The following is a 25167-nucleotide window of genomic DNA, read 5'->3' as shown; positions in this document are numbered from 1 at the left end:
CCGTGGGTTAATATCGTGAGTCCCAAAGAAGACGTCGACAAGATCATGCAGTAAGCGCGGAGCCACCCCAAGACTACCCCGTATGTTACTGTTACATACTTGCGCTTTTACGATGCCCGGTCAGGATCCCGAGTTGAGAATTGCTCGGTGTCCCATGCCCTCAGGGCAGAGCTCCGCTGAATGATAGGTCTACCGATCGAGGGAACATCATGACGGCGCAAAAAAGAACGGTCTCGCTACTAGCAGTTGCCTTGGCCATGTCGGCTTTGGGCACCTTGGCATTCGCCCAGAACGCGTTCGAAGTCCCGAAAGCGATAACGACCCCCGACAAGGTCGAGACGCGGATCGGCACGCTAGACTTCAAGGACGGCGCTCCTACTGCGGAGACCGCCCAGAAGATCTATGACACGCTCGACTTCACGCGCGGCCTCGACGCCTTCCTCAATAGCTATGGCGGCGCATCCGCGATCGCGCTCGAACGCGGGTTCCAAAGCATCGGCGCGAAGGACAACGACGTCGTCATCTTTCCCGAACTGATGGATTCCAAGTCGCTGTTCCTCACGGCCAATGCGGACACGGTCTACTACCTCGCCGTCATCGATCTTTCCAAGGGGCCGGTTGTCATCGAACAGCCGCCGAAGGGGCTCGGCACCATCAACGACATGTGGTTCCAGTGGATCATCGATATCGGCTTTCCCGGCCCGGATCGCGGCGAAGGCGGAAGATATCTGCTGATCCCGCCGGGCTACGATGGTCCGCTTCCGGACAGCGGTTTCCATGTGGCGCACTCCAGGACATTGCGTGCGCTGTACGCTGCCCGCGCCTTCTTGACGGAAAATGATCCGAAGCCGACCGTCGACCTGATCAAGAAGACCTTGAAGATCTACCCCTATACGCCCGGCGGCTTCGGAACGAGCATAGCGACGGCCCTCGAAGGCAAGGTCAGGCTCGAAGCCAATCCACCGGTTCCCGAAACAAATTTCATCGATGCCAGCGGCAAGGCCTTCAATACGATCCCGCCAAACGACGTCTCGTTTTTCGAGATGATCAATGACAACATCCAGGCGGAGCCAGCCGACTCCTACAATCCCGAGCTGGCCGGACAACTGGCGGCGATCGGGATCGCCAAAGGCAAGGAGTTCAAGCCGAACGAGCGGATGAAGAAGATCCTCGTGGACGCTGCGGCGGTCGGAAACGCCTCCGGGCGCGTGCTCAACTGGCGGCCGAAGGATTCCCTCGGATGGACCTACTATGAGGACTCGTCCTGGGCCAACATGCTGTGGGAGGGTGGGGCGAACTTCGAGACGCCGCCGCCGATGCTCACCAAGGACGGTTTGTTCGATCCGCTTCCGCCGACTGGCGCGCGCACGCTCGACTCCAAGACGGCCTTCTACTACGGCTACACCCTGGACTCCCCCGGTATGATCATGCGACTGCCGCGCGTCGGTTCGCAGTACCTCATGGGCTTCCTGGACGGTGAGAAGAAGGCCCTCGACGGCGGCAAGACCTACAAGGTAACGCTGCCCAAGGGCATACCGGCGGCGGCCTTCTGGTCGTTCACGGTCTACGACAACCAGACCCGCTCCATGCTCGACACGCCCCAACGATATCCCCGTGCGGGCAGCCAGACCTATCCGTCTCCCGCGGCGCAAGCAGCCGCGGATGGCTCCACGATGATCTATTTCGGCCCCGATCAGCCGAAGGACGTCAAACGTGGCAACTGGATACAGACGGTTCCTGGCAAGGGATGGTTCACGCTCTTGCGGCTCTACAGCCCGCTCGAACCTTTCTTCACGAAGGAATGGCGTCCAACCGAAATCGAACAAGTCCGCTGAGATCTACGTGACCCCGCGAGGGTCACCCGGTCTCGTTTGATAAAGGATTGCTAATGATGCGCAGATCGAACCAAGTTATTCTGTTGCTCTCGTCAACGATCCTGACGCTCTCCGTCACTGCGGTGTGCGCACAGGAAAGGCAGGCCTATTTCGGCGAAACCCACGTCCACACCGGATGGTCGTTCGACGCCTACATTTTCGGCAACACCAAGAGCACGCCAGCCGATGCGTACAGGTATGCCAAGGGCGAGACCATCAAGCATCCGCTCGGATACGACATCAAGATCGAGACGCCACTCGACTGGATGGGCGTCACGGATCACTCCGAATATGTAGGGACCGTCGCGCTTGCCAACTCGCCCGGTTCCGCGATCAGCAAGCTTCCGATCGCGCAAAAACTAATCGTGAAGGACCCGGCCGATATCACGCGCATCTACCTCTGGCTCGGAGGTACGATTGTCGACAAGAAGCCGATCGAGGAACTCATTTCGCCTGAAGTGGCTGGTTCCATCTGGAAGCAGAACATCGACATGGCCGATCAGGCAAACGAGCCAGGCAAGTTCACGGCCTTCTGCTCCTATGAGTGGACTTCGACGCCGAACAACCGGAATATGCATCGCAATGTGTTCTTCCGGGATTGTGCCAAGGTTCCGCACGCACCTTACAGCTCGATTGATTCAAGCGATCCGTCGGATCTTTGGAATTGGATGGACGACCAGCGAAAAGCGGGCAACGATCTTCTGGCGATCTCGCATAACGCAAATCTCTCCGACGGCCACATGTTTCCGACCGACGTCGATGAGAAGGGCCGTCCCATCGATGCCGCCTGGGCGACGTCGCGTGATCGCAACGAGCGTCTGAGCGAAATCAAGCAGATCAAGGGCGCGTCGGAGACCCATCCGGTTCTTTCGCCCAATGACGAGTTTGCCAATTTCGAAATCCTGACCTACCTGCTCGGCGATCCCGCCGGCCGCTTCCCGACCGTTTCCGGCAGCTATATCAGGCAGGCCCTCAAGGACGGCCTGTCCATGATGGAGGCGCGCGGCTTCAACCCCTACAAGACCGGCTTCGTCGGCGGATCGGATTCCCACAATACGGGCGTGCCCTATCGCCAGGACAATTTCTACGGCGGCCATGCACGCAATGACGGCGATATCAAGCAGCGCATGTCCGGCTACGTCTTCGCCGGTATGGACGTCAGACTTGAAAACCCTGCTGGCCTGACCGGAGTCTGGGCCGAGGAAAACACCCGCGCCTCGCTGTTTGATGCCATGCAGCGCAAGGAAACATTCGCCACGAGCGGTCCGCACATCAAGGTACGGTTCTTCGGTGGGGCCAACACGCCTGATGTCGCCAAGCCGGACTGGGTGAAGAGCGCCTATGCAGGCGGGGTGCCGATGGGCGGCGATCTGCCTCCGCTCGGTGAAGCCAAAGCGCCGTCCTTTGCCGTCTGGGCCGTGAAGGACCCGACCTCGGGCAATCTCGACCGCATCCAGATCGTCAAGGGCTGGTCGAAGCATGGCCAGAGTTTCGAGAAGGTTTACGATGTCGCCTGGGCTGGCAATCGGGCACCGGATGAATTCACCGGCATCGTTCCGCCGATCGGCAGCACCGTGAACATCTCAGACGCCAGCTATACCAACACCATCGGTTCGGTGGAACTGAAGGGATCCTGGACGGATCCGGAATTCGACCCGAGCCTTGACGCATTTTATTATCTCCGCACCCTGGAGATACCGACGCCACGCTGGACCACGATCCAGGCGAAGGAACTTGGAGTCGCGCCTCCGGAGAATGTCGCGGCGACGATCCAGGAGCGGGCATGGAGTTCGCCGATCTGGTATACGCCGACCCAAGAGCTGCGGGCGGCCGCCGAAAAGGGTACCACCGTTGCCGACCTGAAGCAGCAGGGCGCTACGGCGCTTGATACCGCAGCACTCACCGACCTCATCGTCGGCAAGTCGAGCTGGGTTCGCAACAATGTCACCGGCGAGGTCTTCAGCATCACATGGACCACCTCGGGCCAGCGCCTCGTCGGCAACATCAACGGCTCGATCCCCAAGCCCAGCGAAATCGGCGACGTATTGCATGGAGGCCTGACCGGGTCGGGCACCGCCTACGCCATCAAGGATGGGGCCATCGTCACCACCCTCAACAACGCCCCATACGAAGCGACCGTCTACAAGCTCGGCGACAAATATTACGCTGCCCGCAGCAACGAGTTCGGCTACGCGAACTACGAAGTCGTCCCGACACCGCAGACGCTGGATCCCTTGACCCAGCAGAAAGCGCCTTTCTGAGCCACGAGCATCATGAACCGCGCGCCGACCGAAGTCGGCCACGGTTCGGTGGTCGGACCCATGTAATGGAGACTGCCCAATGGCAACGACGTTACTATCCAGACATGCGTCCGTCCGGCTGCTTCTGGCCATCGGCATGCTGATCTTGACATTCGCCGGGAACGCCCACGCCTGTGCCATTTGCTTCTCGGGGCTGGTCGTCACACCGGGACAGAAGCTCGACGCCGCAGATGAGGCCGTGCTCGCCGTTCCATTGGATGGCCAAGGACAGTTTCGCATCGTCGACGTCGTAAAGGGAGATGGAACGGTCGGCGACGTCGTTGTGCAGCCCGGACTGTCGACCCCGATCGCAGACGCGGTTATGTCGGTCGACGGTCTGACTGTCGGCGACGGGGAGGCGACGAAGCCCGACGAGAAGCCCTTGCTGCTCCTCCACGACAAGGTTTCCGAGAAGTGGACCAGCCTTGGCGCAATGCCTGTCCAATATGCCGGATGGCTGCGGCAGCTCGCGCAGACTAAACACAGCGCAGAGACGCCGAAGCGGATTTGGCCACAACTGACGCTCACTTCGTCATATCTGACCGACGCCGAATGGCACGAGCGCATTGACGTCGTCGCGCCGCAACTCGAAAGCGGCGAACCACTGGTCGCGGAAATTGCCTTTGGCGAACTGTCGCGGGCGCCGTACGGCGTCACCCGGCTCCTCAAGCCTCAGCTTGACGCTGCCAAGCTCGCAACCTGGACCAATGATCCGAAACTCGCGTCACGACGTGCCGCATACACCGTGCTGCTGGGCATTGCGGGCGGCCCCGATACCGCCACCGCGCTCGAACAGGACGTAGCTACGGCCCTGAAGACACGGGACGCGACCAACCTTTCTGCCATGCTCGCTGCCGATCTGGAATTGCGCGGGACGAGCCGTGTCGACTGGCTGGAGACGACGTTCTTCGCCGATCGCCGGCGGACACTCCAGGAAATCCAGGCGGCCCTGCTTGCCCTCAGTGTCCACGGCGGAGCGGACGGGGCCGTTCCGCGCCAGCGGGTGATCGAGGCCTATCGCTACTTCATCAAGGCGCGCAGTCCGATGGCCGGCTTCGTCGCCATGGAACTGGCCGATTGGGAGGCGTGGGATGCGACAGCGGACTACGTCGCCATCATCAGGTCGAAGGCTGTCAAGGATCCGGCCGAGCAGTTCGCAATCCTCAGCTATCTCCAGCGCAGTCCGCTGACCACCGCCCAGGCGGCCTTGCGTGCATTTGCCGATTAACAGGAACAGGTCTCATGAAACTGATGCCGATAGCGCCAGAAGCCTCTGCGGTTTTCGATGTCCCGAAAAACAAGGGGTACCGCTTCCTCAGCGAACCGCTCCTGCACTTCGTCGTCGTTGGCGTGGTTCTGTTCGGTGCCTACCGCCTGCTCGCGCCCGCGCCGGAGGAGGTCGTCGACCAGCAGACAATCAATCTGACCAAGGACGACGTCCGTCAACTGGCGGTGACATGGCTGGCCCAGGGGCGGCCGACACCGACGCCGGACGAGATGCGCAGTCTCATGGATCAGAAGGTCACCGAAGAGATCCTGTTTCGCGAAGCGGTCTCCCTCGGGCTCGACCGCGACGACGAGATCATCAAGCGAAGGCTGGCGCAGAAAATGGACTTCCTGGCCGCCGACCTGGCGACGCTGGACGAACCAGACAACGCTCAACTCAAGGAATGGTATTCAAAGCACTCGGACCGCTTCGCGCTCTCGCCGCACCTGAGCTTCCGTCATCTGTACTTCTCGTCCGACAAGCATAGCCAAGCCGCCCGCGAGGCTGCCGCAGCCGCTATCCCGGCCGTCTCGGGCAAACCTGCCAACTCGCCGGAAGTCGCGTCGGTCGCGGATCCGTTCATGTTCCGGAACTACTATGGGGACGCCACGCCCGAGCAGATGGCCAGGGAGTTCGGACCGGGCTTTGCCAAAGCCCTCTTCACACTGACGCCGGGTTCGTGGCAAGGGCCAGTGCAATCCGGCTATGGCTGGCATCTCATCTGGGTCGATTCCATCGAGCCGGGCCGCGTTCCCGCCTTCGAGGAAGTTGCACCTGCTGTCAAATCGGCATGGCTCGACGAACGCTACGAAGAGGTGAAGAACAACGCCCTGAAGGAGATGCGCTCGCGCTATTTCGTGAACCTGCCGACCGTTACCGCCGAGGACCTGCAGGGCTTGGAAGTTCCAGCCGGAGCCAGCGCCCAGATCGAGTTGTCCGCACAATGAGCGCCCGGATGAAGTTACTGACCTCCCCCTGCCGCCTGCTCTTTGGTGTCGTCGTTGCCCTGTTGGTGCTCGTCTCGAACGCGCTCGCCCACGAGATCCGGCCCGCATACCTACAGATCGATGAGATGGGCGCAAACCGTTACAAGGTCGTCTGGCGGACGCCCATGCTGTCAGGCATGCGCCTCCCAGTCGCCCTGCGGTTCCCGGGCAGCGTTCGCGACGCGACGGCGCCCGCGCAGCGTGATCTTCCAGATTCTCTTGTCGAGACGCGCGTGATCGAGACGGATGCCGGCGGTCTTGCGGGCAAGCGTGTGGAATTCGTCGGTCTGCAGGCAACGATCACAGATGTGCTCGTACGGGTCCACATGCTGGATGGAGCGGTTACGACAACGATGATCCATCCTTCGCAGCCGTGGGTCGACGTCGCCTCGCGACCTGGACGCCTCGACGTGGCGAAGACATTCGTCACGCATGGCATCGAACACATACTGTTCGGTTACGACCACTTGCTCTTTGTCCTTGCGCTGATGTTCATCGCGCGAAGCTGGCGGGCGCTGCTGTTGACGGTGACGGCGTTCACCGCGGCGCATTCCATCACGCTGACGCTTGCAACCCTCGGGTTCGTTCACGTGCCCGGACCGCCCGTCGAAGCGGCGATCGCCTTCAGCATCCTGCTGCTCGCCTGCGAGATCATTCGTATCCAGAAGGGCCAGACAAGCCTGACGGCGCAACGACCCTGGATGGTGGCCTTCGCCTTTGGGCTGCTGCATGGGCTGGGCTTTGCAGGAGCGCTGTCCGAGTTGGCCCTTCCGGCCGGAGACATTCCGTTCGCGCTGCTGTTTTTCAATGTGGGCGTCGAGATTGGGCAGTTGATGTTCATCGCCGCGGTGATCGGACTGATCGCGCTGGCAAGGCTGGCGAGATATCCGGCGTGGCTTGGCCGCCATGCCTTTGCCACGGCGACCTACGCGATCGGAGCAATGTCGGCATTCTGGTTCGTCGAGCGCGTGGCTGCGTTTTGAGTCCACTCCAAGCACTGTGCGAGCGTTTATTACCTTCAGTGACCGCCCAATAGGAGAGATTTGCATCAGCATGAGATCGCCTGTTGTGAGGCGACATACGCGAACGGACAAACCGGATGGGGAACGGTGTTGAATTCGTGAAGAGCTCATTCAAGGAGCACGCCAAAGTTATCGAGGAACTCGCCGCCCGCGACGAAGGGTTTTGCGACATGTGCGATGACTTTCTGACTGCGCATGACGAGAAACTGCAGTGGGAGCGATCGTCCGCTCCGGAGCGTGACGAGCGCATCGGCGAGTACGAGGAGCTCATCGAGGGTCTCCGGATCGAGATCGAACAGGCCGTCAATCAAGCCGCCGTCTCCCCGCTCAAACGGCCACGGCGATAAAGCCGACCCCGCATACGACGGAAATGACCACTTCAGATCAATCGCTCCAGGATAGGAACAATGATGAGAGACAGAGTTGGTATCTTCGCAGGGGTGGCGCTCGCTGCCTTCCTCTCCATGACGGCCGTTAGCAAGGCAGATACGATCAGCTACGCCGATGCGGTGACGACGCTCGCCAAGGCGTGCGGCGCCGACATCAAGAAGTTCTGCAATGGCGAGAACCTCGGCAAGGGCCGCATCCAGGCCTGTCTCGAGAAGAACGCATCCAAGGTTTCCCCAACGTGTACCTCGACGCTCGCGAGCGTCATGTCGTCGATCGCCCAGCGCCAGGAGGCGCAGGCGTCGGTGTTCAAGGTCTGCCAGCATGACATCTCCCAGTACTGCAACGGCGTGAAGGGCGACGGGAACATTCTGTCCTGCCTCGTCGAGACGAAGCGCGTCGACAACAGGGAATGCAACCAAGCAATTACCGACGCCGGATGGCGGTGAACCATGACCGGAAAGAGGGAAAACAACATGATCGCTCACGGCCTTCGCATTTCAATGGCACTCGGCCTGCTTCTGGCTCCGAGCATTGCTTCGGCCCAGCAGCTCGACAACAGTCAGATCATGAGCACGCTTGGACAGGTGAAGTCTGCAGCACCTGCCGTCGATGTTGCTCTGCTGGTGGAAGAAGCAAACGCCAACGTCGGCAAAGGCGTTGCAGCGCTGCCCAACTGGAACAAGCTGTCGGAGCTCTCGCAGTTGATCGTCGAGATCGATTTTGAAAACAACTCGACGGCAATCGAGCCGAAATCCTACCGCACCGTCGGGCTGATCGCGGATGCCCTGCATCATCCGGATCTGTTCCGCTACAAGTTCCTCATTGTCGGGCATTCCAGTGCGACAGGAAGTGCCAAGCACAATCTCGAACTCAGCCAGAAGCGCGCCGACGCAATCAACGAAGCGCTGTCGACCACCTTCGCAGTTTCGCCAGATCGCTTGTTCTCGGTCGGTGCCGGCGAGGAATGGCCGATCGATCCGGGCCACCCGGAGGCGGCAGACAACCGACGTGTTCAACTGATCAATCTGGGACTGTTGAAATAACGCCACTCAGTGGAAAAACGGGAGGAAGCAGATGCTCAAAATCTCCGATATGTTCATGATCGCAATCGCAGCAGGCCTTCTATCGTCGACGCCGGTTCTCGCGCAGGACGCCATCTCGGCACCTGCGCAGAAGGCCATCGGCGCGACCAAGTCAAAAATGGTGCCGTCGCTGGCCGTCCTCAATTCCGCAGGCGCAAAGCTTGAGAACGGCAAGCTGACGATGAGCGGCATCTCGGCGGTGTCTATCGTGTTTGCCGACCGCCCGGTACGCTCTGCAGGTCATGTCTTAACTTCCGAGTTCATCAAGCAATGGGATGAAGGCCCGGACAGTTTCGCCAAGGATCCGCCCAATGCGACGATTTCGGTCCTGAGCGGCAAGGGCGATACCGTCGCCGATGCCGTCGTCGTCCTGAAGACGCCGAAGCTCGAAGGCGGAAACCTGACCTTTGAGGTCGCCGTCCTAGAAGGCGATCTCGCCCGTGCCGACGGTCCTGCATCGCTGTTCATCGACTGGTTTGCGGCCCGCGGTCCTTACGGGGGCGTTGCCGTCGGAGGCGCTGGTTTCCGTGCTCCGGTCTGGCGTGGCGGTTGGTACGCACATCCTGGCGCATATTACGGAGCCGGCGTTGTCGCAGGAGCGGCAATCGGTGCCGCGGTCGCTGAGGATCGTCGCTACTACCCGCCTCCGGCATGCGGATATTACCCCTATCCTCCCTGCTACTAGCGCCAGGGTGCAGCAACATGCCCGTGCTGGTGTCGGCCCCGTGGGAGGCTCTCAAAACGCCTCCCACCGCAGGTGACAAGACTGAGGACCTCGCGATTGGACCATCTAACGAACCCGAACCCCGTTCTGGAAATTCTCGTCGGCACCGTGTTTCTGATCGTGGTCATCTTCGTGCATGGCGTGGGTATCCGAAGCATCGGCCTTCAGTTCAGCAAGTCTTGGGCACACGTCACCAGCGCCACGCCGCATTGGCGGCTGAACGTGATGCTGGCAGTGACGATCGCTGCGCTGGCGATCTTGCATTTCGCAGAAACACTGATCTGGGCGGTACCACTCTATGTCAGGGAGATCATCCCCTCGATGCGCGACAGCTACTACTACGTCTTGGAGAGCTACACGACGCTCGGAGAGGGCAACGTCAGCCTGCCGGATCGATGGCGGCTCCTAGGGCCGATCATCGGCATGTCGGGGCTGTTCACTTTCGGCTGGACCGGAAGTGTTCTGGTCAGCATCATGACCGACTTCGGAAAGTTCGACCGACTGCAGGCGAGACGAGAACGCGTGGAAGAGGACAAGGGGGAGCCAGAAGGCCGACCTCCGCGTTAATGCTGCTACTCGAAAATGCGGAACTATGCAGATCCTATGAGGAGCGTGGATAGCGATCAGCGCTGTGGCAACGTGAGGTCGCTTAACCACAAACACCCTACCTTGGAGGAAGCATGCCCGTTGCAGCTCACCGATCCGAAGCACCCGATGGCGAAGCGCTGGTGCGGGCGCTGCTCGCCCATCAGCGGGGCGAGTAGCGGGTATGTGCGATGGTCCGGGTGCCGGCGCCCGAGGAAGAGGACCGCCGCCGCTTCTCGCGTGAGCGCAATGACAATTTGGGGGCCAAGGAGACGCGGCCTGGGCCCGAAGCTGCCCAGGGACCGACGATCGGCAAGGACCGCAATGGATTGGGAAACGATTACGAGGCCGCCTGGGTCGCGAAACACGTTTATTCGACTAAATTAAGTTTTGGTCCCGCAAACAGCCGTTCGAAATCGAGGATGGACGAAAACGGCCAAGAGGTGGTCGCGTCCCTGACGCGATGCTATCGCGTTTGCTCGCTGATTACTTAACGACTTCGACCTCGCTCGGCCGCCAGGTCTTGGCGAAAAACGGTTCAAGCGGGCTGTAGAGCCGCAGGCACGGGATAAAACCCTTTCCGGGTATCGTTTGAATCCAATTGCCTCGTTTGACATTCGCTGGCTGCGTCGGGCCGAAGAAGATTGTCGTCGTGCCGTCGGTGTCCGCTTCTGCGGCGGGTGACGGAAAGCTTTGGCTGCCCGCGCGTGGGTAGCGCTGCGGCGTGTCGAGCATCGAGCGCGTCATGTTGTCATAGAGCGTGAACGACCAGAAGTTCGCCTGGGGGATGTCCTTCGGCAAGGTAACCTTGTAGGTCTTGCCGCCGTCGAAGGGCTCCTTATCTGCGTCGACCATCGTCCACAGGTACGTCGAACCAATGCCGGGTAGACGCATGGCCATTGCGGGCGTGATCCCGGTGACGCCATAGAAGAAGTCCGTTCGCGCATCGAGCGTGCGATAACCGGTCGGCGGGTAAGGCTTTACGCCTTCGGTTGTAATCAGCGGAACCGGCGTCTCGAACTCGTAACCGACCTCGAACAGCATGTTCTGCCACCCCGAGCCGGGGTAGTAGTACAAAGTTGAATCGCGAGGAGCCATAAACAGGGTGCGCGAAGTGGCATTGGCGAGCGCCAGCGCTTCGGTGAGAATCTTCTTCATCCGCGCATCCGGCGCGAAGGGTTTGCCCTTGATGATGCCGATGGCGGCGATCGGTCCCATCAACTCGGGATCGAGCGACCCTGCAGGCTGCTGCTGCACGACCTCGTTGAGCATCTCGTAATAGCTGAAGTCATTCGGCGGGACGGTGTTCATCACCTTGCCGGTACCTTCGTGGAACACGGTCGGCGGCGGCGGCGTGACTTTTCCAAGCTCAGCCTTGCCGCTCAAAAAGTCGGCAATGGGGGTGCCGACGCCGCCGGCCTCGTAGGGATAGACCTTGGTGAATTTTCTGACCGTTTCGGCCACGGGCTTGGGATGGTTGTTCTCCAGGAACGAGCGAGCGAACCATATGACGATGCTGGTCCGGGCGCGGGCGATAGTGAAGCCATCGGGCAGGGGACCATCGTAGCCGGGTGGCAGAATGAGGTATTTCCCGCCCTCGCCGCGATCAGCCCCAGGCAGCCCGATGTCGATGACCCAACGGAACCAGTAGTCATCGATGGCACCAAGCGCCTTGGGTGGCACCTCGAGCACCATGGGACCCTTGGTCAGGTCGAGCATGCCCATGTAATAGACGGTGTCGGCATTGGCCGTCAGGAAGAGCGACTTGGCGTCCATCAGCTCGGAAAAGACAAGGACTTCGTTATCCTTGACACCGGCGCTCAGAAAGCCCTTGTGGAGTGCGTGTATGCTGACCCCTTGCAAGGTGTTTACAAACGCCTCGAAAGCGTGCGTGAAGTCCAGATTGTCATAGACCTTGGCGATGGTCTCCTTGCTCGGCATGCCGTCCTTGAAGTCGAGCGTGCCAATGCGCGTCTCGACTTTGTCCGGCGTGGTGATCGCCGGGGGAACTTCAGCAGCAGTCTGGGCGGAGGCTATGCTTGCGCCATTGAGACCAGTTGTCACGAGGAGAAGAGCCAGAAAGGAAAGCCTGCTTGCTGTCGATGCCATTTCATTCCCTCCACAATAATTTTTCTACTTGGAACGGACTGCGCATGCGCGTTTCACGCCACAACAACACGGGCGCAAACCTATACCTTTCGCACAGTATTGCCGGCCGAAGCTAACACTCAGCTTGCCCGCAGAACGTGCAGCGCGATCTTCCCACGGCATCGAGAAATGGCAAGTACGTTACAGTAACATACGGCTGCCACCGAACTTCGCTTGCCTCCTGCGCACGGCCCTAGGGTCGTTAGTGAGAGTTTGCGGGGATCAGCGGAACTTCTGCTTTGGGTCGAGACGCGATCTTCGCGGGTACACGGGCAAAGAACCGGAAGTGACGAAAAAGGTGCCGCGCGAATTATCAAGATCCGCTCGGTGGCATTTGCTCGATAATCTCTCGAAAATGTTGGAAATGACGGCACTTAACCTCGTGGGATGCCTACGGTTCAAACGGAAAGGAACGACTTGATAGCTGGCATGCGCCGCGTTTCTCATTCCATTTTCCGTGAGGGCGGCACGGAAGTGTCGCCTTAACCTGGACAAGGCTGCGGAAAGGTCCCGGGAGAACCTGCTTATGCCGCGATAGACAAGCCTATTTCGCGCCAGTTTGCCGTGGCGGCGTTACGACGTTGGCACTATTGGAAGCGGTCATGTGGCCGCGTGGAGATAAGACAGTTTGGCGATCGGTCCATGGCTTGAAACGAAACGCATGCTGCCGCAGGCAGCCTCGAGCTCAAGCCACTGCCGCGCGAACATCCATCCTCGCAGCTTGATCTCTCTATGGTCTCAAAAGCCAGGCACGTTCATCGCTTTCTGGTCGTGACACCTGGAAGGTGGAACTGATGGGCGGTCTGAGATTGCACGGAGGCGCTTGGCTGTGCCGATACCTAGCAGCCCCAGCGCAACGCAGCGGTTGCAAGGGGCGAATCCCATAGAGAAAACTCCTCGTCCGTAAGGAAAGCAAGCGTGATGGAAAGGCCCTGCATGTCGAGCGAGGTGGCATAGGTGCCAACCAGCGAGCGCTCGATCCGCACGCCGTGCTCCTCCATGATGCGCAGCGCGGAGTTGTAGGCAAGGTAGAGTTCGGCGGGTGGCGTGCCGCCAAGCCCGTTGACGAGGAGCAATGCTTTGTCCGTGCTTCGGCTGATGTCGTAAAAGATCGCCTCGCTCAGATGGCCGATGATGGTGTCGGCGTCAGAGAAGAGCTCTCTTGAATGGCCAGGCTCCCCGTGAATGCCGACGCCCATTTCTATCTCGTTCGGCCCAAGCGTGAACGTCGTGCGCTGCGTGTGTGGCACCGCCACACCCGTCAGTGCGACGCCCATCGACCGGATGCGCGAGGAGAGGCTGTCGCCAATGGCCTTCAGTTCGGCGAGGGACTGGCCCTGCTCGGCGGCGCCTCCCAGAAGCCTTTCCGTGATAAGCGTGCCGGCAACGCCGCGTCGACCGCGACCGTCGCCGGCCCTCGTCGTTTCGATGTCGTCGCTGGCAAGTACCATTTCAATTTTATGCCGGCCCGCCGCCATCTCCGCCGCCATTTCGAAGTTCATGACGTCGCCATCATAGTTCTTGACGAGCAGCAGGCATCCGGCGCCAGTGTCTGCTTCCTCTATCGCGCTGACGATCTGGTCCGGCGTCGGAGATGTGAAGATATGCCCGACGCAAGCGGCATCAAGCATGCCGCGACCGACGAAGCCGATATGCATCGGCTCATGACCGGCGCCGCCGCCGGAGATGATCGCGACCTTGCCGGGAACCAGGTGGCGGCGGCGTATGCATTTGCGGTCGGCGCCGAACACAACGAACTCCTCATGGGCGCGCACAAAGCCTTCGACGCTTTCGGCGACCATGGTCTCGGCTGTGTTCATGAACTTCTTCATCAAGCCCCTCCCAAGGCGATGATCGTGTCAGACTTGTCGTATGTGCCACAAGGGTTTGCTCAATCCGGCGGCCCGGAAATTGCGGCAATCTTCTGCACCAGATCGGCGATTGCTTCCTCCAGCAGCCGGTTGCGCCGCTCGTCGCCGAAATCAGGCACCATCAGTGAAAGGTGCCTCAGTTTTTCTAAGGCGCCAAGCTCCGGCAGTTTGCCCGGATGTGCGGCCTGGTAGGCGTCCAGAAAGCGCTCCTGTTCGGCGGCGCTGAAATGGCACACCCGGAAGATCGTCGCGAGATGCCGGGCAGGAAGAGGCGTCGCATAGGTCGGGCTTGTTATCTGCGTGACAAAGCTGCGATGCTTGCCGAGTTCCGTGGCCAGTCGCTGACGTGTTCCCGAAGGTCGGTTGTCGATGATCTGCGCCAGAATGGACTTATAGGCGATAATGGCGTCTTCGGTGTCTTCGCGCGCCATCTTATTCTCCGGCTGCCTTTGTCCCATCGGCGTTCAGACCGACGATTGCCGATCTTATCGCGGGAAGTCGAGCTGGCGCCACGGAAAAATGCCTGATGCCCGCGGCAAGCAGATCCGCGGTCCGGGAGGGGTCTGCGGCCATATCGCCGCAGATGCTAAGTGGCTTGCCGCCGGCAAGCTTGACAGCCTGGGTCAGCAGGCGCAGCAAGGCCGGCACTGCCTGGGCTTGGTACAGGGCGAAGTCGGCGTCCTCGCGTGGCGAAGCAACGAGGTATTGCGCGAGGTCGTTCGTACCGAACGAGAAGAAGTCCGCGCTTTCGAACGCATCCAGCATGAGCGCTGCGGCCGGGACCTCGACCATCATTCCGATCGGGGGAATGCGATTGAGCACGCCGCGGCGGGCAAGTTCGCTGGATTCTTCGCGATAGATCTGCCTGATGTCTTCGACTTCGGATGGGACCGTCACCATCGGCAGCATGATGCGAAGATTGCCGAAGACGGCTGCGCGCAAGAGTGCACGGGCTTGAACACGCGCAATCTCCGGCCGGGCAAGGAGAAGGCGGATGCCGCGCAGTGAGGACATCTCGGTGAGGCCGGAGAGCGGCTTGTCGCCGCCTATATCCAGCATGCGAATGGTTACCGACCGGCCGTCGGCCCAATCCAGGAGGCGACGGTAGATCGCGAATTGCTTTTCTTCGTTTGCAGCATCGCCGAGCGACATCACCGCGAATTCCGAGCGCATCAACCCGATGCCGGCGGTTGTCGCAGCCGGGATCGCATCGACGTCATCGGGCGCGTTGACGTTGATGGACAACAGTACCTGCAAACCGTCGGCCGTGCGCAGATTTCCGTTGTCGACTGTCGACACGGTGCTTGTCACGGGATGGTCGAATTGGGCCGGCGTTACCATCTCCTTGGCTGTCTGAAGGATGACGAGGCCTGAATCGCCATCAACCCCTATGTGTTGTCCTCCCTCTGTCGCGAAACGGCCGGCGCCAATAACCATCGGGACAGACCGGGATCTGGCAAGCAGGGCGACATGGCCGACCGCGCTGCCGGCATAAAGAGCGATACCGCCACCTGCCGACCAGTCATGTGCGAGGAAGCGACTGGGCTCCATGTCTTTTCCGACATAGATGGATCCGGCCGGAAAGTCGTCGACCGGCGTTCCAGTGAGGACCGACAGGACGCGATTCTTGATGTCGAGAATGTCGACGGCACGCGCCCGCAATTGGTCTTCGGCTGAGCACTCCAGTTCGCGGATGTATCCGTCGAGTGTCCCGACCCAGGCGAACGCCACGTTTTCGCCCTGATCGATGCGCGCGTCGGCCATCTCCGCTAACGTCGGATCTTGCAGCACTTCGATCTGAAACTCGATGATATCGCGGCTCTCGGGGTCTGTCCCGGTCGCAAGGTCCTGTAGTTCGCGGATGGCTGTGTTGATCGCGTCGGCGAGCTCGGCATGGTCAGAAACGCTTGATGGCAGTGACGCGGCAGCGGCGAGCGGCTCCGCGATATAGGCCGGCCCGGATGCGACGCCCGGAGACGCGCCTGTTGCTTTCAACCTAAGCGGTGCGGCCATGCTTCTTTTCCTCATCGAAGTTGCGCTCGATGAGGTCCTTCAATGCCTGGATTGCCTCTTCTGCGAGGATTCCGTCGGCGCGGATTTTCAGTATCGATCCCTTGCGGATCCTGGCGCCCATGATCTTGATGATGCTCTTGCCATTCAGCCAGACGTCGCTGCCATTGACCGCAACTTCGATCGAGCAGGGGAACGACTTTGCCAGTCGCGTGAATGTCACGGAAGGCCGGGCGTGTAATCCCACGCCGTGCTTCACTTCGACCTCCGTCTGGCAACTGGCGTGCACCTGTTCGGCCTCCCGGTTTCCTATGCGCAATCCGCCGCTCATCAGGGGGACAGCTCCTCTGCCGTCGCTACGACCTTGGCCAGCGATGCTCCGCCGGAGGCCTCCGCAGCGGCGATGACGGCGCCTTCCACCACTGGCGCATTGCAAATCAAGACGAGCTTGGCGCGCGGCAACCCCAGCATTTCGATGGCCATCTCGCTGTTGGTTTCGGCTCCGCCAAGATCGACGAAGACCGCGACACCTGCCTCTGACCAGGCCTCCTCGATGGCCTTCAGGATACCGCGGGCATCCGTGCCGAGTTCGCCTTGACTGTTGCCGCCCGACCAGGCGAGCGGCACGCTGTCGCCGACCATCTGCCGGACCATGTCGGCCGTGCCCCGCGCGACCAGCGCAGAGTGGGAGACGATCACGATCCCGACGTTTGGGGTCTTCACACTCATGCCGGGCGGTACTCCTCAAGGTAGCGGCAAATAGCGGTTGTCAGCAGAGCGCAGCTCGAGGCGCCCGGATCGACGTGGCCAATCGAACGCTCTCCGAGGTAGGATGCGCGGCCACGCATGGCCTTCATGGCGGCGGTAAGTGCGGCGGAAAGTTCTGCCTGCCGGACGATATCCGTCAATGGCGAACGGTGCGCAAGTGCATCCTGGACCGGATACAGCACGTCGAGGAGGGTCTTGTCTCCTGCGTGCGAACGGCCGCGGCGGGCAACGGCATCGATGGCCTGCTTCAACGCAGCGGAAAAATCCTGCTCCTGATCCGATTTGCGTAGCTCGCGCCCCATCTCCATCAGCAACGTTCCGTAGAGTGGACCGGCAGCGCCCCCTATGTTCATCACCAGTGTCAGACCGATTTTCTCCAGCGCGTCGGGCAAGGGGAGGCACGCGACCGTGGCCTCTTCGGCGCTAACTGCTTCACAGCCGCGCCGCATGTTGGTTCCGTGATCGCCGTCACCGATTGCGCGATCCAGGGCGCACAGATGATCGCTGTTTGCCGCAATCGTCGCACGGCAAGCTTCAATCAATCCCGCAAGGAGAACTGGTTCTGCCTGCATCTGTTGCCTCCCAGCACCGCGCCAGCTCATGCCAGCGCTGCGACCACTTCGAATACGTTTGCCACAGCGACAGCTCCCGGATCCGGCACGCCCTCCAGATCCCTCTCGCCGACGTAAGAGGCGCGGCCCGCCTTTGCCTTTCGCATTGCCTTTGTCGACTCGGCACCGGCTGCCGCAACCTTTGCTGCTCCGGCGACATTACCTGATGTTAAAACAGCAAGCGCCGGAGCCAGTGCGTCGACCATTGTACGGTCGCCGACACTGGCTCCGCCATAGAACGTCATCCGATCGAGCCCGGCAAGCAGGGCAGCAGCGATATCAGCCTTTTCCGCCATGGCCTTGGATGCGGCCGTGAAGAAGATCGAGAGCAGCACGCCGCTCGATCCGCCCATGCTGGTGCTCAAGATCTCACCGACCGAGGCCATCAAGGCGGCGGGATCCTTCAGCGGCAGCGTGTCGATGCGCGAAAGAATACTGCGCGCGCCGGTCGCCACGGTGGAGCCCGTATCGCCATCGCCAACGCGGCTATCCAGGCGGTTCAGCTCGCTCTCGAGCGAAATCAGGTGCTCGCACACCGTCGTCAGAAAACGGCGATTGTGCTTGTCGTCACTGGCCGATGTCGCTCCGTTCCGCATGGACGGTCTTTGCGGCGCCGTAACGATGGCAATTTCGTGCCGTTCGGTGGCGGGCGGCCAGGCATGCGGCGCGACGGCGGCCTTCAGCGCAGCGTCGCGGTCAGCGTCCAGCCGGATCAGTGACAGGGAAAAGCCGTTCATGTTGAGTGCGGTCATCATCGGGGCCGGCCCAATGATCAGCCGAACGCGGCCGGCGATCGGTGACGATAGCACCGCATTGGCGATGACGCCCATTTCAAGCGGCGGCACAGCGCCGAGGTTGTTGATCAACAGCGCATGATCTCCTGTGTCACCGACCTTGCCGGCCAGCCGTTCGGTCATCGTCAAAACGAGGTCGGCAACAGGTTGCAGGGAAATGCGCTCGACACCGGGTTCGCCGTGGATGCCAAGTCCGAGCTCCCCTTCGTCGGCGCCAAGCCGATCTTCATGTGCCTGACCGGGCACGCTGCAGGTCGAAAGCGACATGCCGAGGGAAACGATGTCGCGCGCCGCTGCCGCCGCCTGTGCGGTGACCGTCTTCAGGTCGGCTCCGGCTTCGGCGTGATAACCGGCGATCTTGTGCACAAACAGCGTTCCGGCAACGCCGCGAGGCTGGTTGATGCCGGGGATCGCGATATCGTCGGCAACGATCACCATCTCGACAGCGAAGCCTTCGGCACGCGCCTTTTCGGCGGCGAGGCCAAAGTTCAGCCGGTCGCCCGTATAGTTCTTGACGATGAGCAGTGCACCCTTGGGCCCGGCCACGGCGCGGATTGCTGTCAGCACGGCATCGACACTGGGCGAGGCAAAGATCTCGCCGGATACGGCCGCGGTGAGCATGCCTTTGCCGACGAAGCCGGCATGCGAGGGCTCGTGTCCGGCTCCGCCGCCAGAGATGATTGCGACCTTCGATTTATCCCAGTCCGCGCGCAGGATCACCTTGATATCGGGGAAGGTATCCAGACGGGCAAGACGGCCCGCACTGCTTGTCAGGAGCAGGCCATCGAGGGCTTCGGTGACAATTGTTTCCCGGCGATTGAAGAAATGTTTCATGGAGAAAGACCCGTCTTTTATGCCAGTGCGGTTGTTTCGTTCGGTTGCTTATCCAAGGCGCTGGCCGCTGGCGTCGAAATAGAGCGGATCGCGTAGCGTCAGGCTCACCCGATCCCCCGGCCGGATCGCGAGATATGGATCGGCAAGTGTGACGAGCTTGTGGTCGCGGACCTTAATGTGAAGATGGTTCTGGTCGCCCAGGTGTTCGATCCAGTCGATCTTCGCATTGGCGTTCTGATCGATGATGATATCGAGATGCTCGGTTCGCGCGCCGATCGTCTTCGTTCCCGGTGGCGGATTGGCGCCAGGAAGAAGATCAGTTGGCAAGAGGTTGATGTGCGGCTGGCCAAGCCGCGCAGCGACATGAAGACTGGCGGGATTGCCGTAGATTTCGCGGGGCGTTCCGACCTGCAAGAGCCTTCCTTCCGCAACGATGCCGATCCGATCCGCCATGGTCATGGCTTCGACCTGGTCGTGGGTTACATAGAGCAGGGTCGAACCGAGCTCCTTCTGGATGCGCTTCAGTTCCAGGCGAAGTTCCGCGCGCAGTTTCGCATCGAGTGATGAGAGCGGTTCGTCCATCAGATAGATGGCGGGTTGGCGCACGAGCGCCCGGCCGATCGCAACGCGCTGCATTTCGCCGCCCGACAGACGCGTCGAACGGTTCTCCAGCTTGTGGTCGATCCTGACCATGCGGGCAATTTCCCGCACGCGGCGGTCGATCTCTTCGCTTGCGAGCTTGCGCACCGGCGCGCGCAGCGGAAAGGCAAGGTTGTCGTAAACCGTCATATGCGGATAGAGCGAATATTGCTGGAAGACGAATGCGACGTCCCTGTCGGCCGGAGCTTCGCCTGCGACGTTGCGGCCGCCGATCTCGATGCGGCCGCTGTCGGGGCGCTCCAGGCCGGCAATGAGGCGCAGCGTCGTCGTCTTGCCAGCACCGGTCGGCCCAAGCAGGACGACGAACTCGCCGTCGCGGATGGAGAGGTTGAGATCAGCGAGGGCCGGTGTCTCACCGAAGCGCTTGTTGAGGCCTTTGAGAACGACGTCAGCCATGCCGTGCCTCCGAGTAGAGTGCCGAAGCGATGGCGCGGCCTGACGTGCAGTCGAACAGTGCGAGCTTGGCCGGGTTGAACTCAAGACCAACCGTCTCGCCGATGCGGAAATTGCGGTTTGCCGGAACGCGGGCCTTGATGACGCCGCTCGACGTCTCGATTGCCACAACCTGATTGGTCCCGAGATATTCGCTGCCGTAGACTGCGCCGCGCAAAGGAGAGGTATCGCTGAAGCGAATATGTTCGGGCCTGACGCCGAGCGCCAATTCGGCTTCGGCCAGGTCCTGGTGCACTTCAGGAACGGTGACGTCGACGCCGTGAAGTGAGACCGATTGCGCGCCGGTCTGAAGGCCGGAGGTGAAGCGCATGAAATTCATCGGCGGCGAGCCTATGAAATCCGCGACATACATGGTGGCTGGCTTGCTGTAGATTTCCTGTGGCGTGCCGAATTGCTCGATGACACCATGGTTCATGACTGCGATCTTGTCGGCCATTGCCATCGCCTCGTGCTGATCATGCGTCACGTAAACCGTCGTCGCATGGATGCGGTTATGCAGTTCGCGCAGTTCGTGAACCATGACTTCGCGGAATTCCGCGTCGAGCGTGCCAAGCGGCTCGTCCATCAGGAAGCATTTCGGGCGGCGCACGATCGCGCGCCCGAGAGCCACGCGCTGGCGGTCACCGCCGGCAAGTCCGGAGACGGATCGCTCAAGGATATGATCGATCTGCAGCAACCGCGCGGTTTCCTCGACACGCTTGCGGATCTCAGCCTTCCGCATGCCTTGCGAGAGCAGGGGAAAGCCGATGTTCTTGCGCACGTTCATATGCGGATAGAGCGCAAAAAGCTGGAACACGAAGGCTATGTCGCGGGCACTGGCGCGATTGAAGGTGACGTCTTCGCCGTCAAGATAAATCTTGCCGCTGGTCGGCAGTTCAAGTCCGGCAATCATGCGAAGTGTCGTCGTCTTGCCGCAGCCGGACGGTCCGAGCAGCGCCAGGAACTCGCCGTCATGAATGATGAAGCTTGAATCCTCGACGGCGACGAAGCTGCCGAACTGCTTGCGGAGGTTTTCGATCCTGATGTCTGCCATGGCTCACTCCGGAAACTTCGAGACGATGATGAACATGGCCGTGCCCGCGAGCAACGTCACCAGCGAGTAGGTGTAAAGCACCAGCAGGAATGGCTGGAAGAGCATCAGGAAGCCGATGGCGATCAACGCGGTCGCAATGTTCTCCATCGGCCCGCGGCGCAGGAAGAAGGGGCGCTTCGGGCGCAATGGGCGCGGGGTGTCGGTAAGATGGGTCATTTGCGGACCGCTCCGAAGGTGATGCCACGCAAGAGCTGCTTGCGCAGGAGAATGGTAAAGACGAGGATCGGGATCAGGAAGATCGTTGTTCCCGCAGCGACAGCGGGCCAATCCTGACCGCCTTCGCCGATGATGGTCGGGATAAACGGCGGCGCCGTCTGGGCTTCGCCCGAGGTCAGCAGTGCTGCGAAGGCATACTCGTTCCAGGCAAAGATGAGGCAGAAAATCGCGGTGGCGGCGATGCCGGTGGTTGCCTGCGGCAGGACAACTTTCCAGAAGGCCTGCAGCCGGGTGTAGCCGTCGATCATTGCGGCTTCCTCGTATTCGCGCGGGATCTCGTCGATGAAGCCTTTGAGCAACCAGACGGCGAGCGAAACGTTGACCGCCGTGTAAAGCAGGATCATGCCAAGCGCTGTGTCGGAAAGGCCAAGCTCGCGGTACATGAGATAGATCGGGATTGCGACGGCAATGGGCGGCATCATGCGCGTCGACAGGATGAAGAACAGAAGGTCGTCGGCAAGCGGCACCCTGAAACGGGAGAAACCGTAGGCGGCCAGCGTCCCCAACGATACGGCCAGAAACGTCGAGCCGAAGGCAATCACCAGAGAATTGGCAAAACGCGGCAGGAAATTCGAGGAGCCGGCGATCACCATATTTCGCTTACGGGTCACCTCATCGCAGGTACCGGTCGGTGCGGGCAGGGAGGCGATGTATTCCGGCGTCTGGCGTGTTCTCGTCGTCAGAAGGTTGCAATAGCCTTCCAGCGTCGGCGTGAAGACGATCTTCGGAGGATAGCTGATGGAGTCCGGCGGAGATTTGATGCTGGTCAGGAAAATCCAGACGAGCGGGATCATCGTGATCAGGGCGTAGAGGATCACGATGGCGCCGGCGATGCGCTTGCTGGCCAGGCTCGGTTCAACGACCGAATGGGCTGAGGTAACCGAGCTCATCTTTGCTTCACCTTGTTGAGCGCTTTGACGTAAATATTCGCAAGACCGAACACGGCCACGAAGAGGATGATGGCGAAGGCCGACGCACGGCCCGTTGCCCAGCTCTCAAAGGCGGCCCGCTTCAAGGTGATGGAGGCGACCTCAGTGGTCGAGCCTGGGCCGCCACCCGTCAATAGTGTGACCATGTCGAACATCTTGAAATTCTCGATGCCGCGAAACAGCACGGCGAGCATGATGAAGGGCAGGGCCATCGGCACGGTGATCGACCAGAATTGCCGCCATGCGGAGGCGCGGTCGACCTCTGCCGCCTCATAGATATAGTCAGGGATCGAGCGCAAACCTGCCAGGCAGATCAGCATGACATACGGCGTCCACATCCAGGTATCGACGATGATGATCGCCCAGGGCGCCAGTGAGACGCTGCCGAGCATCTGGATGTCGGCCGTCGGGATGCCGGTGACGAGGGAAACGGCGTAGGCGAAAAGACCGATCTGCGGCTCATAGAGAAAGCGCCAGAAGTTGCCGACGACGGCCGGAGACAGCATCATCGGGATCAGGATCAGCGTCGTCCAGAACGCGTGGCTGCGAAACTTGCGGTCGATAAGATAAGCGAGCGTAAAGCCGATCACCGTTTGAAGCAGAATTGTCCAGAACACGAAGTGTGCCGTCGTCTGCATGGCCTGCCAGATATCGGGGTCGGTGAGGACGCGCTCGTAATTGCTCAGTCCGACGTTCTGGACCGGCGCATTTGGACGGTTGGCCCGGTAGTTCGTGAACGAGAGATAAATCGCCCAGATGAGCGGGAAGATGTTGATGGCGAGAAGCAGGACGATGGTGGGGGCGATAAACACCCAGGCGATGGCTCGATCGGATAGTCCGCGGACACGGTGAACGACCGATGTTGGCGTCGCCCTTGCAGTCGCGTCTGCTGCCTTCTCGACGATGGAGGAAGAGGAAATGTTCAACATGTCACCTGGTCTTTTCGTATGTGAGACAGGTGGCGGCCCGGCAGTCTTGGCGATCCGGGCCGCCATTCTGGCAAGAATGTTGTACGTCCAGCCGGACACTAGATCTTGCCGTCGTCCTTGAAGACCTCGGTCCAATCCTTCACCAGGCCATCAAGCGCGTCTTGAGCCGTGCCGTTGCCGGCCACCACATAGTTATGAACGCGCTTCTGCATGTCCTGGAGGAGGGTTGCGTAGCTCGGCTCTGCCCAGAAATCCTTGACGATTGCCATGGAGTCCAAGAACGCCTGAGCATAGGGCTGGCTGGACGCGAAGTCCGGGGCGTTCACGACCGATTTCAGGCAGGAGTAGCCGCCAAGTTGCCACCATTTGGCCTGGACTTCAGGCTGGGCGAACCACTTGATGTACTGAAGGGCGGCGTCCTTCTTGTCGGAGTAGGAGACGACCGAGATGCCCTGTCCGCCGAGCTGAGCGAAGTGTTTCTTTTCAGCGGGGTTTGGGAAGAAGCCGATCTTGTCGCCGCCGACCTTCTCGTCCTTGTAGAGGCCCGGCCAAGTGAAGGCGAAGTTCATCTGCATGGCGACCTGGCCGGATTTGAAGGCGTCGGCTGACTCAACCATGTAGACGTTGGAGCTGCCAGGCGGCGTGCAGCAATCATAAAGCGCCTTGTAGAATTCCAGACCTTTCACCGCATCGGGCGAATTGACGAAGCCTTCCATTTCATAGGGTTTGTCCGGGTTGTCGTACAGAAAACCCCAGTCGTAGAGCACGTTCGTCACGCCCATCGTGATGCCTTCGGAGCCGCGCTCGGTGTAGATCGAAGCGCCGTAGACGGTCTTGCCATCGATTTCCCGCTTCTGGAAGAACTCGGCGATCTGCTTCAGTTCGTCGTAGGTCTTCGGCGCGGCGAGATCCCGGCCATATTTTTCCTTGAATTCCTTTTGCAACTCCGGCCGCTCGAACCAGTCCTTGCGGTAGGTCCAGCCGACGACGTCGCCCATCGCAGGCAGCGCCCAGTAGTTCGGCGTATTCTTCGGCCATTCGGAATAGCCCACGACCGTCGCTGGCACGAAGTCATCCATCTTGATGCCTTCCTTGTCGAAGAAGTCGTTGAGCTTGACGTAGTGGCCGTTCTCAGCCGAGCCGCCGATCCACTGGCTGTCGCCGATGATGAGGTCGCAGAGTTTTCCGTGGGAGTTCAGTTCGTTGAGGAAGCGATCCGCGTAGCTCGTCCAGGGCACGAACTCGAACTTCATGTCCGTACCGGTCTTGGCGGTGAAATCTTTCGAGAGCTCGACAAGTGCGTTCGCCGGGTCCCAAGCCGCCCAGCAGAGTGTCAGTTGGTCGGCTTTTGCGAGATTGGGCAGCGCTGACGACATGATGAATGCCGAGGCCAGCCCGAGAAGGGCTTTCGATTTCGTTTGCATACGTTCCTCCCAGAACCAAGGCCGGCTCCCCGCCGGCCGCGCAAGTCCACCCATTTCAGAGAATGCCTACATGAACTCCTCAACTCTCATGTTTAGCAATATGTTTAGTAATAGCTATTTTTATAAACATTGCAAGTGACAATCGTTGCTGCGCTGCACATCAGTACAGGACAGACTTCGAAGTCTCCTGGACACCG

24 protein-coding genes and 1 pseudogene are annotated in these 25167 nt (G+C 60.5%); 11 read left to right on the top strand and 14 right to left on the bottom strand.

From position 1 onward, the window contains the following. Positions 1–209: 209 nt before the first annotated feature. From FHX09_RS06145 to FHX09_RS06095, 11 genes and pseudogenes are all read left to right on the top strand, one after another. Positions 210–1835 (top strand): DUF1254 domain-containing protein, encoded by a 1626-nt coding sequence (locus tag FHX09_RS06145; RefSeq protein ID WP_184449499.1) that lies wholly within the window; start codon positions 210–212, stop codon positions 1833–1835. Positions 1836–1891: 56 nt separating this feature from the next. Next, positions 1892–4135: a DUF3604 domain-containing protein gene (locus FHX09_RS06140; RefSeq protein WP_246699401.1), complete on the top strand. Its 2244-nt coding sequence runs from the start codon at positions 1892–1894 to the stop codon at positions 4133–4135. A 79-nt stretch (positions 4136–4214) separates the two neighbouring features. Beyond that, complete coding sequence (locus FHX09_RS06135) at positions 4215–5402, top strand: hypothetical protein (RefSeq protein ID WP_132588998.1); 1188 nt, start codon at positions 4215–4217, stop codon at positions 5400–5402. Positions 5403–5416: 14 nt separating this feature from the next. Next, entirely contained in the window at positions 5417–6388 is a 972-nt protein-coding gene (locus FHX09_RS06130; RefSeq protein ID WP_132588999.1) for a peptidylprolyl isomerase, read from the top strand. After that, a complete protein-coding gene (locus tag FHX09_RS06125; protein WP_184449497.1) occupies positions 6385–7410 on the top strand; it encodes a HupE/UreJ family protein in 1026 nt (341 codons plus the stop codon). The genes FHX09_RS06130 and FHX09_RS06125 overlap by 4 nt, the downstream gene beginning before the upstream one ends. A 116-nt stretch (positions 7411–7526) precedes the next feature. Next, the gene (locus FHX09_RS06120) at positions 7527–7796 is read left to right on the top strand and encodes a hypothetical protein (RefSeq protein WP_132589001.1); all 270 of its coding nucleotides are present in this window, start codon (positions 7527–7529) and stop codon (positions 7794–7796) included. 60 nt (positions 7797–7856) lie between these two features. Continuing rightward, positions 7857–8285, top strand: a complete 429-nt coding sequence (locus FHX09_RS06115) for a cysteine rich repeat-containing protein (RefSeq protein WP_184449493.1) — start codon at positions 7857–7859, stop codon at positions 8283–8285. Positions 8286–8312: 27 nt separating this feature from the next. Then, on the top strand, positions 8313–8882 hold the full coding sequence (locus FHX09_RS06110) for an OmpA family protein (RefSeq protein WP_132589077.1): 570 nt from the start codon (positions 8313–8315) through the stop codon (positions 8880–8882). 31 nt (positions 8883–8913) lie between these two features. Next, positions 8914–9606: a hypothetical protein gene (locus FHX09_RS06105; protein WP_184449491.1), complete on the top strand. Its 693-nt coding sequence runs from the start codon at positions 8914–8916 to the stop codon at positions 9604–9606. 96 nt (positions 9607–9702) lie between these two features. Beyond that, positions 9703–10212, top strand: a complete 510-nt coding sequence (locus FHX09_RS06100; RefSeq protein ID WP_007797373.1) for an ion channel — start codon at positions 9703–9705, stop codon at positions 10210–10212. A 134-nt stretch (positions 10213–10346) separates the two neighbouring features. Next, positions 10347–10478: pseudogene (locus FHX09_RS06095) on the top strand (IS110 family transposase); the annotation flags it as partial. A 238-nt stretch (positions 10479–10716) separates the two neighbouring features. Here FHX09_RS06095 and FHX09_RS06090 read toward each other — a convergent pair. The 14 genes from FHX09_RS06090 to FHX09_RS06025 form a co-directional block, all read right to left on the bottom strand. After that, positions 10717–12339 carry a DUF1254 domain-containing protein gene (locus tag FHX09_RS06090; protein WP_184449489.1) on the bottom strand — a complete coding sequence of 541 codons (1623 nt, stop codon included), beginning with the start codon at positions 12337–12339 and terminating at the stop codon, positions 10717–10719. An 878-nt stretch (positions 12340–13217) separates the two neighbouring features. Further along, positions 13218–14210: a dihydroxyacetone kinase subunit DhaK gene (locus FHX09_RS06085; protein WP_184449487.1), complete on the bottom strand. Its 993-nt coding sequence runs from the start codon at positions 14208–14210 to the stop codon at positions 13218–13220. Between the two features lie 59 nt (positions 14211–14269). Beyond that, a complete protein-coding gene (locus FHX09_RS06080) occupies positions 14270–14680 on the bottom strand; it encodes a hypothetical protein (RefSeq protein WP_007797384.1) in 411 nt (136 codons plus the stop codon). Between the two features lies 1 nt (position 14681). After that, complete coding sequence (locus FHX09_RS06075) at positions 14682–16262, bottom strand: putative PEP-binding protein (RefSeq protein ID WP_132589007.1); 1581 nt, start codon at positions 16260–16262, stop codon at positions 14682–14684. Then, on the bottom strand, positions 16246–16590 hold the full coding sequence (locus FHX09_RS06070) for an HPr family phosphocarrier protein (protein ID WP_132589008.1): 345 nt from the start codon (positions 16588–16590) through the stop codon (positions 16246–16248). The genes FHX09_RS06075 and FHX09_RS06070 overlap by 17 nt, the downstream gene beginning before the upstream one ends. Then, entirely contained in the window at positions 16590–16988 is a 399-nt protein-coding gene (dhaM, locus tag FHX09_RS06065; RefSeq protein ID WP_132589009.1) for a dihydroxyacetone kinase phosphoryl donor subunit DhaM, read from the bottom strand. The genes FHX09_RS06070 and dhaM overlap by 1 nt, the downstream gene beginning before the upstream one ends. Next, on the bottom strand, positions 16985–17599 hold the full coding sequence (dhaL, locus tag FHX09_RS06060; protein WP_132589010.1) for a dihydroxyacetone kinase subunit DhaL: 615 nt from the start codon (positions 17597–17599) through the stop codon (positions 16985–16987). Before dhaL ends, dhaM begins: the two co-directional genes overlap by 4 nt. A 26-nt stretch (positions 17600–17625) precedes the next feature. After that, entirely contained in the window at positions 17626–19266 is a 1641-nt protein-coding gene (locus FHX09_RS06055; RefSeq protein ID WP_132589011.1) for a dihydroxyacetone kinase subunit DhaK, read from the bottom strand. A gap of 48 nt (positions 19267–19314) precedes the next feature. Further along, positions 19315–20322, bottom strand: a complete 1008-nt coding sequence (locus tag FHX09_RS06050) for an ABC transporter ATP-binding protein (protein ID WP_132589012.1) — start codon at positions 20320–20322, stop codon at positions 19315–19317. Continuing rightward, the gene (locus tag FHX09_RS06045; RefSeq protein ID WP_132589013.1) at positions 20315–21412 is read right to left on the bottom strand and encodes an ABC transporter ATP-binding protein; all 1098 of its coding nucleotides are present in this window, start codon (positions 21410–21412) and stop codon (positions 20315–20317) included. The genes FHX09_RS06050 and FHX09_RS06045 overlap by 8 nt, the downstream gene beginning before the upstream one ends. A 3-nt stretch (positions 21413–21415) precedes the next feature. Then, on the bottom strand, positions 21416–21628 hold the full coding sequence (locus FHX09_RS06040) for a hypothetical protein (RefSeq protein WP_132589014.1): 213 nt from the start codon (positions 21626–21628) through the stop codon (positions 21416–21418). Then, entirely contained in the window at positions 21625–22578 is a 954-nt protein-coding gene (locus tag FHX09_RS06035; protein WP_132589015.1) for a carbohydrate ABC transporter permease, read from the bottom strand. Before FHX09_RS06035 ends, FHX09_RS06040 begins: the two co-directional genes overlap by 4 nt. Then, positions 22575–23543: a sugar ABC transporter permease gene (locus FHX09_RS06030; protein ID WP_184449615.1), complete on the bottom strand. Its 969-nt coding sequence runs from the start codon at positions 23541–23543 to the stop codon at positions 22575–22577. The genes FHX09_RS06035 and FHX09_RS06030 overlap by 4 nt, the downstream gene beginning before the upstream one ends. A gap of 101 nt (positions 23544–23644) precedes the next feature. Beyond that, positions 23645–24970, bottom strand: a complete 1326-nt coding sequence (locus FHX09_RS06025) for an ABC transporter substrate-binding protein (RefSeq protein WP_132589017.1) — start codon at positions 24968–24970, stop codon at positions 23645–23647. Positions 24971–25167 lie beyond the last annotated feature (197 nt).

Source organism: Rhizobium sp. BK538 (genome assembly GCF_014197575.1).
Classification (GTDB): Bacteria; Pseudomonadota; Alphaproteobacteria; order Rhizobiales; family Rhizobiaceae; genus Rhizobium.
This window is presented reverse-complemented; position numbering and strand designations above follow the sequence as displayed.

Coding starts and splice junctions, on each gene's coding strand:
- FHX09_RS06145 (WP_184449499.1), top strand. CDS start 210: ATGACGGCGCAAAAAAGAACGGTCTCGCTACTAGCAGTTGCCTTGGCC.
- FHX09_RS06140 (WP_246699401.1), top strand. CDS start 1,892: ATGCGCAGATCGAACCAAGTTATTCTGTTGCTCTCGTCAACGATCCTG.
- FHX09_RS06135 (WP_132588998.1), top strand. CDS start 4,215: ATGGCAACGACGTTACTATCCAGACATGCGTCCGTCCGGCTGCTTCTG.
- FHX09_RS06130 (WP_132588999.1), top strand. CDS start 5,417: ATGAAACTGATGCCGATAGCGCCAGAAGCCTCTGCGGTTTTCGATGTC.
- FHX09_RS06125 (WP_184449497.1), top strand. CDS start 6,385: ATGAGCGCCCGGATGAAGTTACTGACCTCCCCCTGCCGCCTGCTCTTT.
- FHX09_RS06120 (WP_132589001.1), top strand. CDS start 7,527: ATGGGGAACGGTGTTGAATTCGTGAAGAGCTCATTCAAGGAGCACGCC.
- FHX09_RS06115 (WP_184449493.1), top strand. CDS start 7,857: ATGATGAGAGACAGAGTTGGTATCTTCGCAGGGGTGGCGCTCGCTGCC.
- FHX09_RS06110 (WP_132589077.1), top strand. CDS start 8,313: ATGATCGCTCACGGCCTTCGCATTTCAATGGCACTCGGCCTGCTTCTG.
- FHX09_RS06105 (WP_184449491.1), top strand. CDS start 8,914: ATGCTCAAAATCTCCGATATGTTCATGATCGCAATCGCAGCAGGCCTT.
- FHX09_RS06090 (WP_184449489.1), bottom strand. CDS start 12,339: ATGGCATCGACAGCAAGCAGGCTTTCCTTTCTGGCTCTTCTCCTCGTG.
- FHX09_RS06085 (WP_184449487.1), bottom strand. CDS start 14,210: ATGAAGAAGTTCATGAACACAGCCGAGACCATGGTCGCCGAAAGCGTC.
- FHX09_RS06080 (WP_007797384.1), bottom strand. CDS start 14,680: ATGGCGCGCGAAGACACCGAAGACGCCATTATCGCCTATAAGTCCATT.
- FHX09_RS06075 (WP_132589007.1), bottom strand. CDS start 16,262: ATGGCCGCACCGCTTAGGTTGAAAGCAACAGGCGCGTCTCCGGGCGTC.
- FHX09_RS06070 (WP_132589008.1), bottom strand. CDS start 16,590: ATGAGCGGCGGATTGCGCATAGGAAACCGGGAGGCCGAACAGGTGCAC.
- dhaM (WP_132589009.1), bottom strand. CDS start 16,988: ATGAGTGTGAAGACCCCAAACGTCGGGATCGTGATCGTCTCCCACTCT.
- dhaL (WP_132589010.1), bottom strand. CDS start 17,599: ATGCAGGCAGAACCAGTTCTCCTTGCGGGATTGATTGAAGCTTGCCGT.
- FHX09_RS06055 (WP_132589011.1), bottom strand. CDS start 19,266: ATGAAACATTTCTTCAATCGCCGGGAAACAATTGTCACCGAAGCCCTC.
- FHX09_RS06050 (WP_132589012.1), bottom strand. CDS start 20,322: ATGGCTGACGTCGTTCTCAAAGGCCTCAACAAGCGCTTCGGTGAGACA.
- FHX09_RS06045 (WP_132589013.1), bottom strand. CDS start 21,412: ATGGCAGACATCAGGATCGAAAACCTCCGCAAGCAGTTCGGCAGCTTC.
- FHX09_RS06040 (WP_132589014.1), bottom strand. CDS start 21,628: ATGACCCATCTTACCGACACCCCGCGCCCATTGCGCCCGAAGCGCCCC.
- FHX09_RS06035 (WP_132589015.1), bottom strand. CDS start 22,578: ATGAGCTCGGTTACCTCAGCCCATTCGGTCGTTGAACCGAGCCTGGCC.
- FHX09_RS06025 (WP_132589017.1), bottom strand. CDS start 24,970: ATGCAAACGAAATCGAAAGCCCTTCTCGGGCTGGCCTCGGCATTCATC.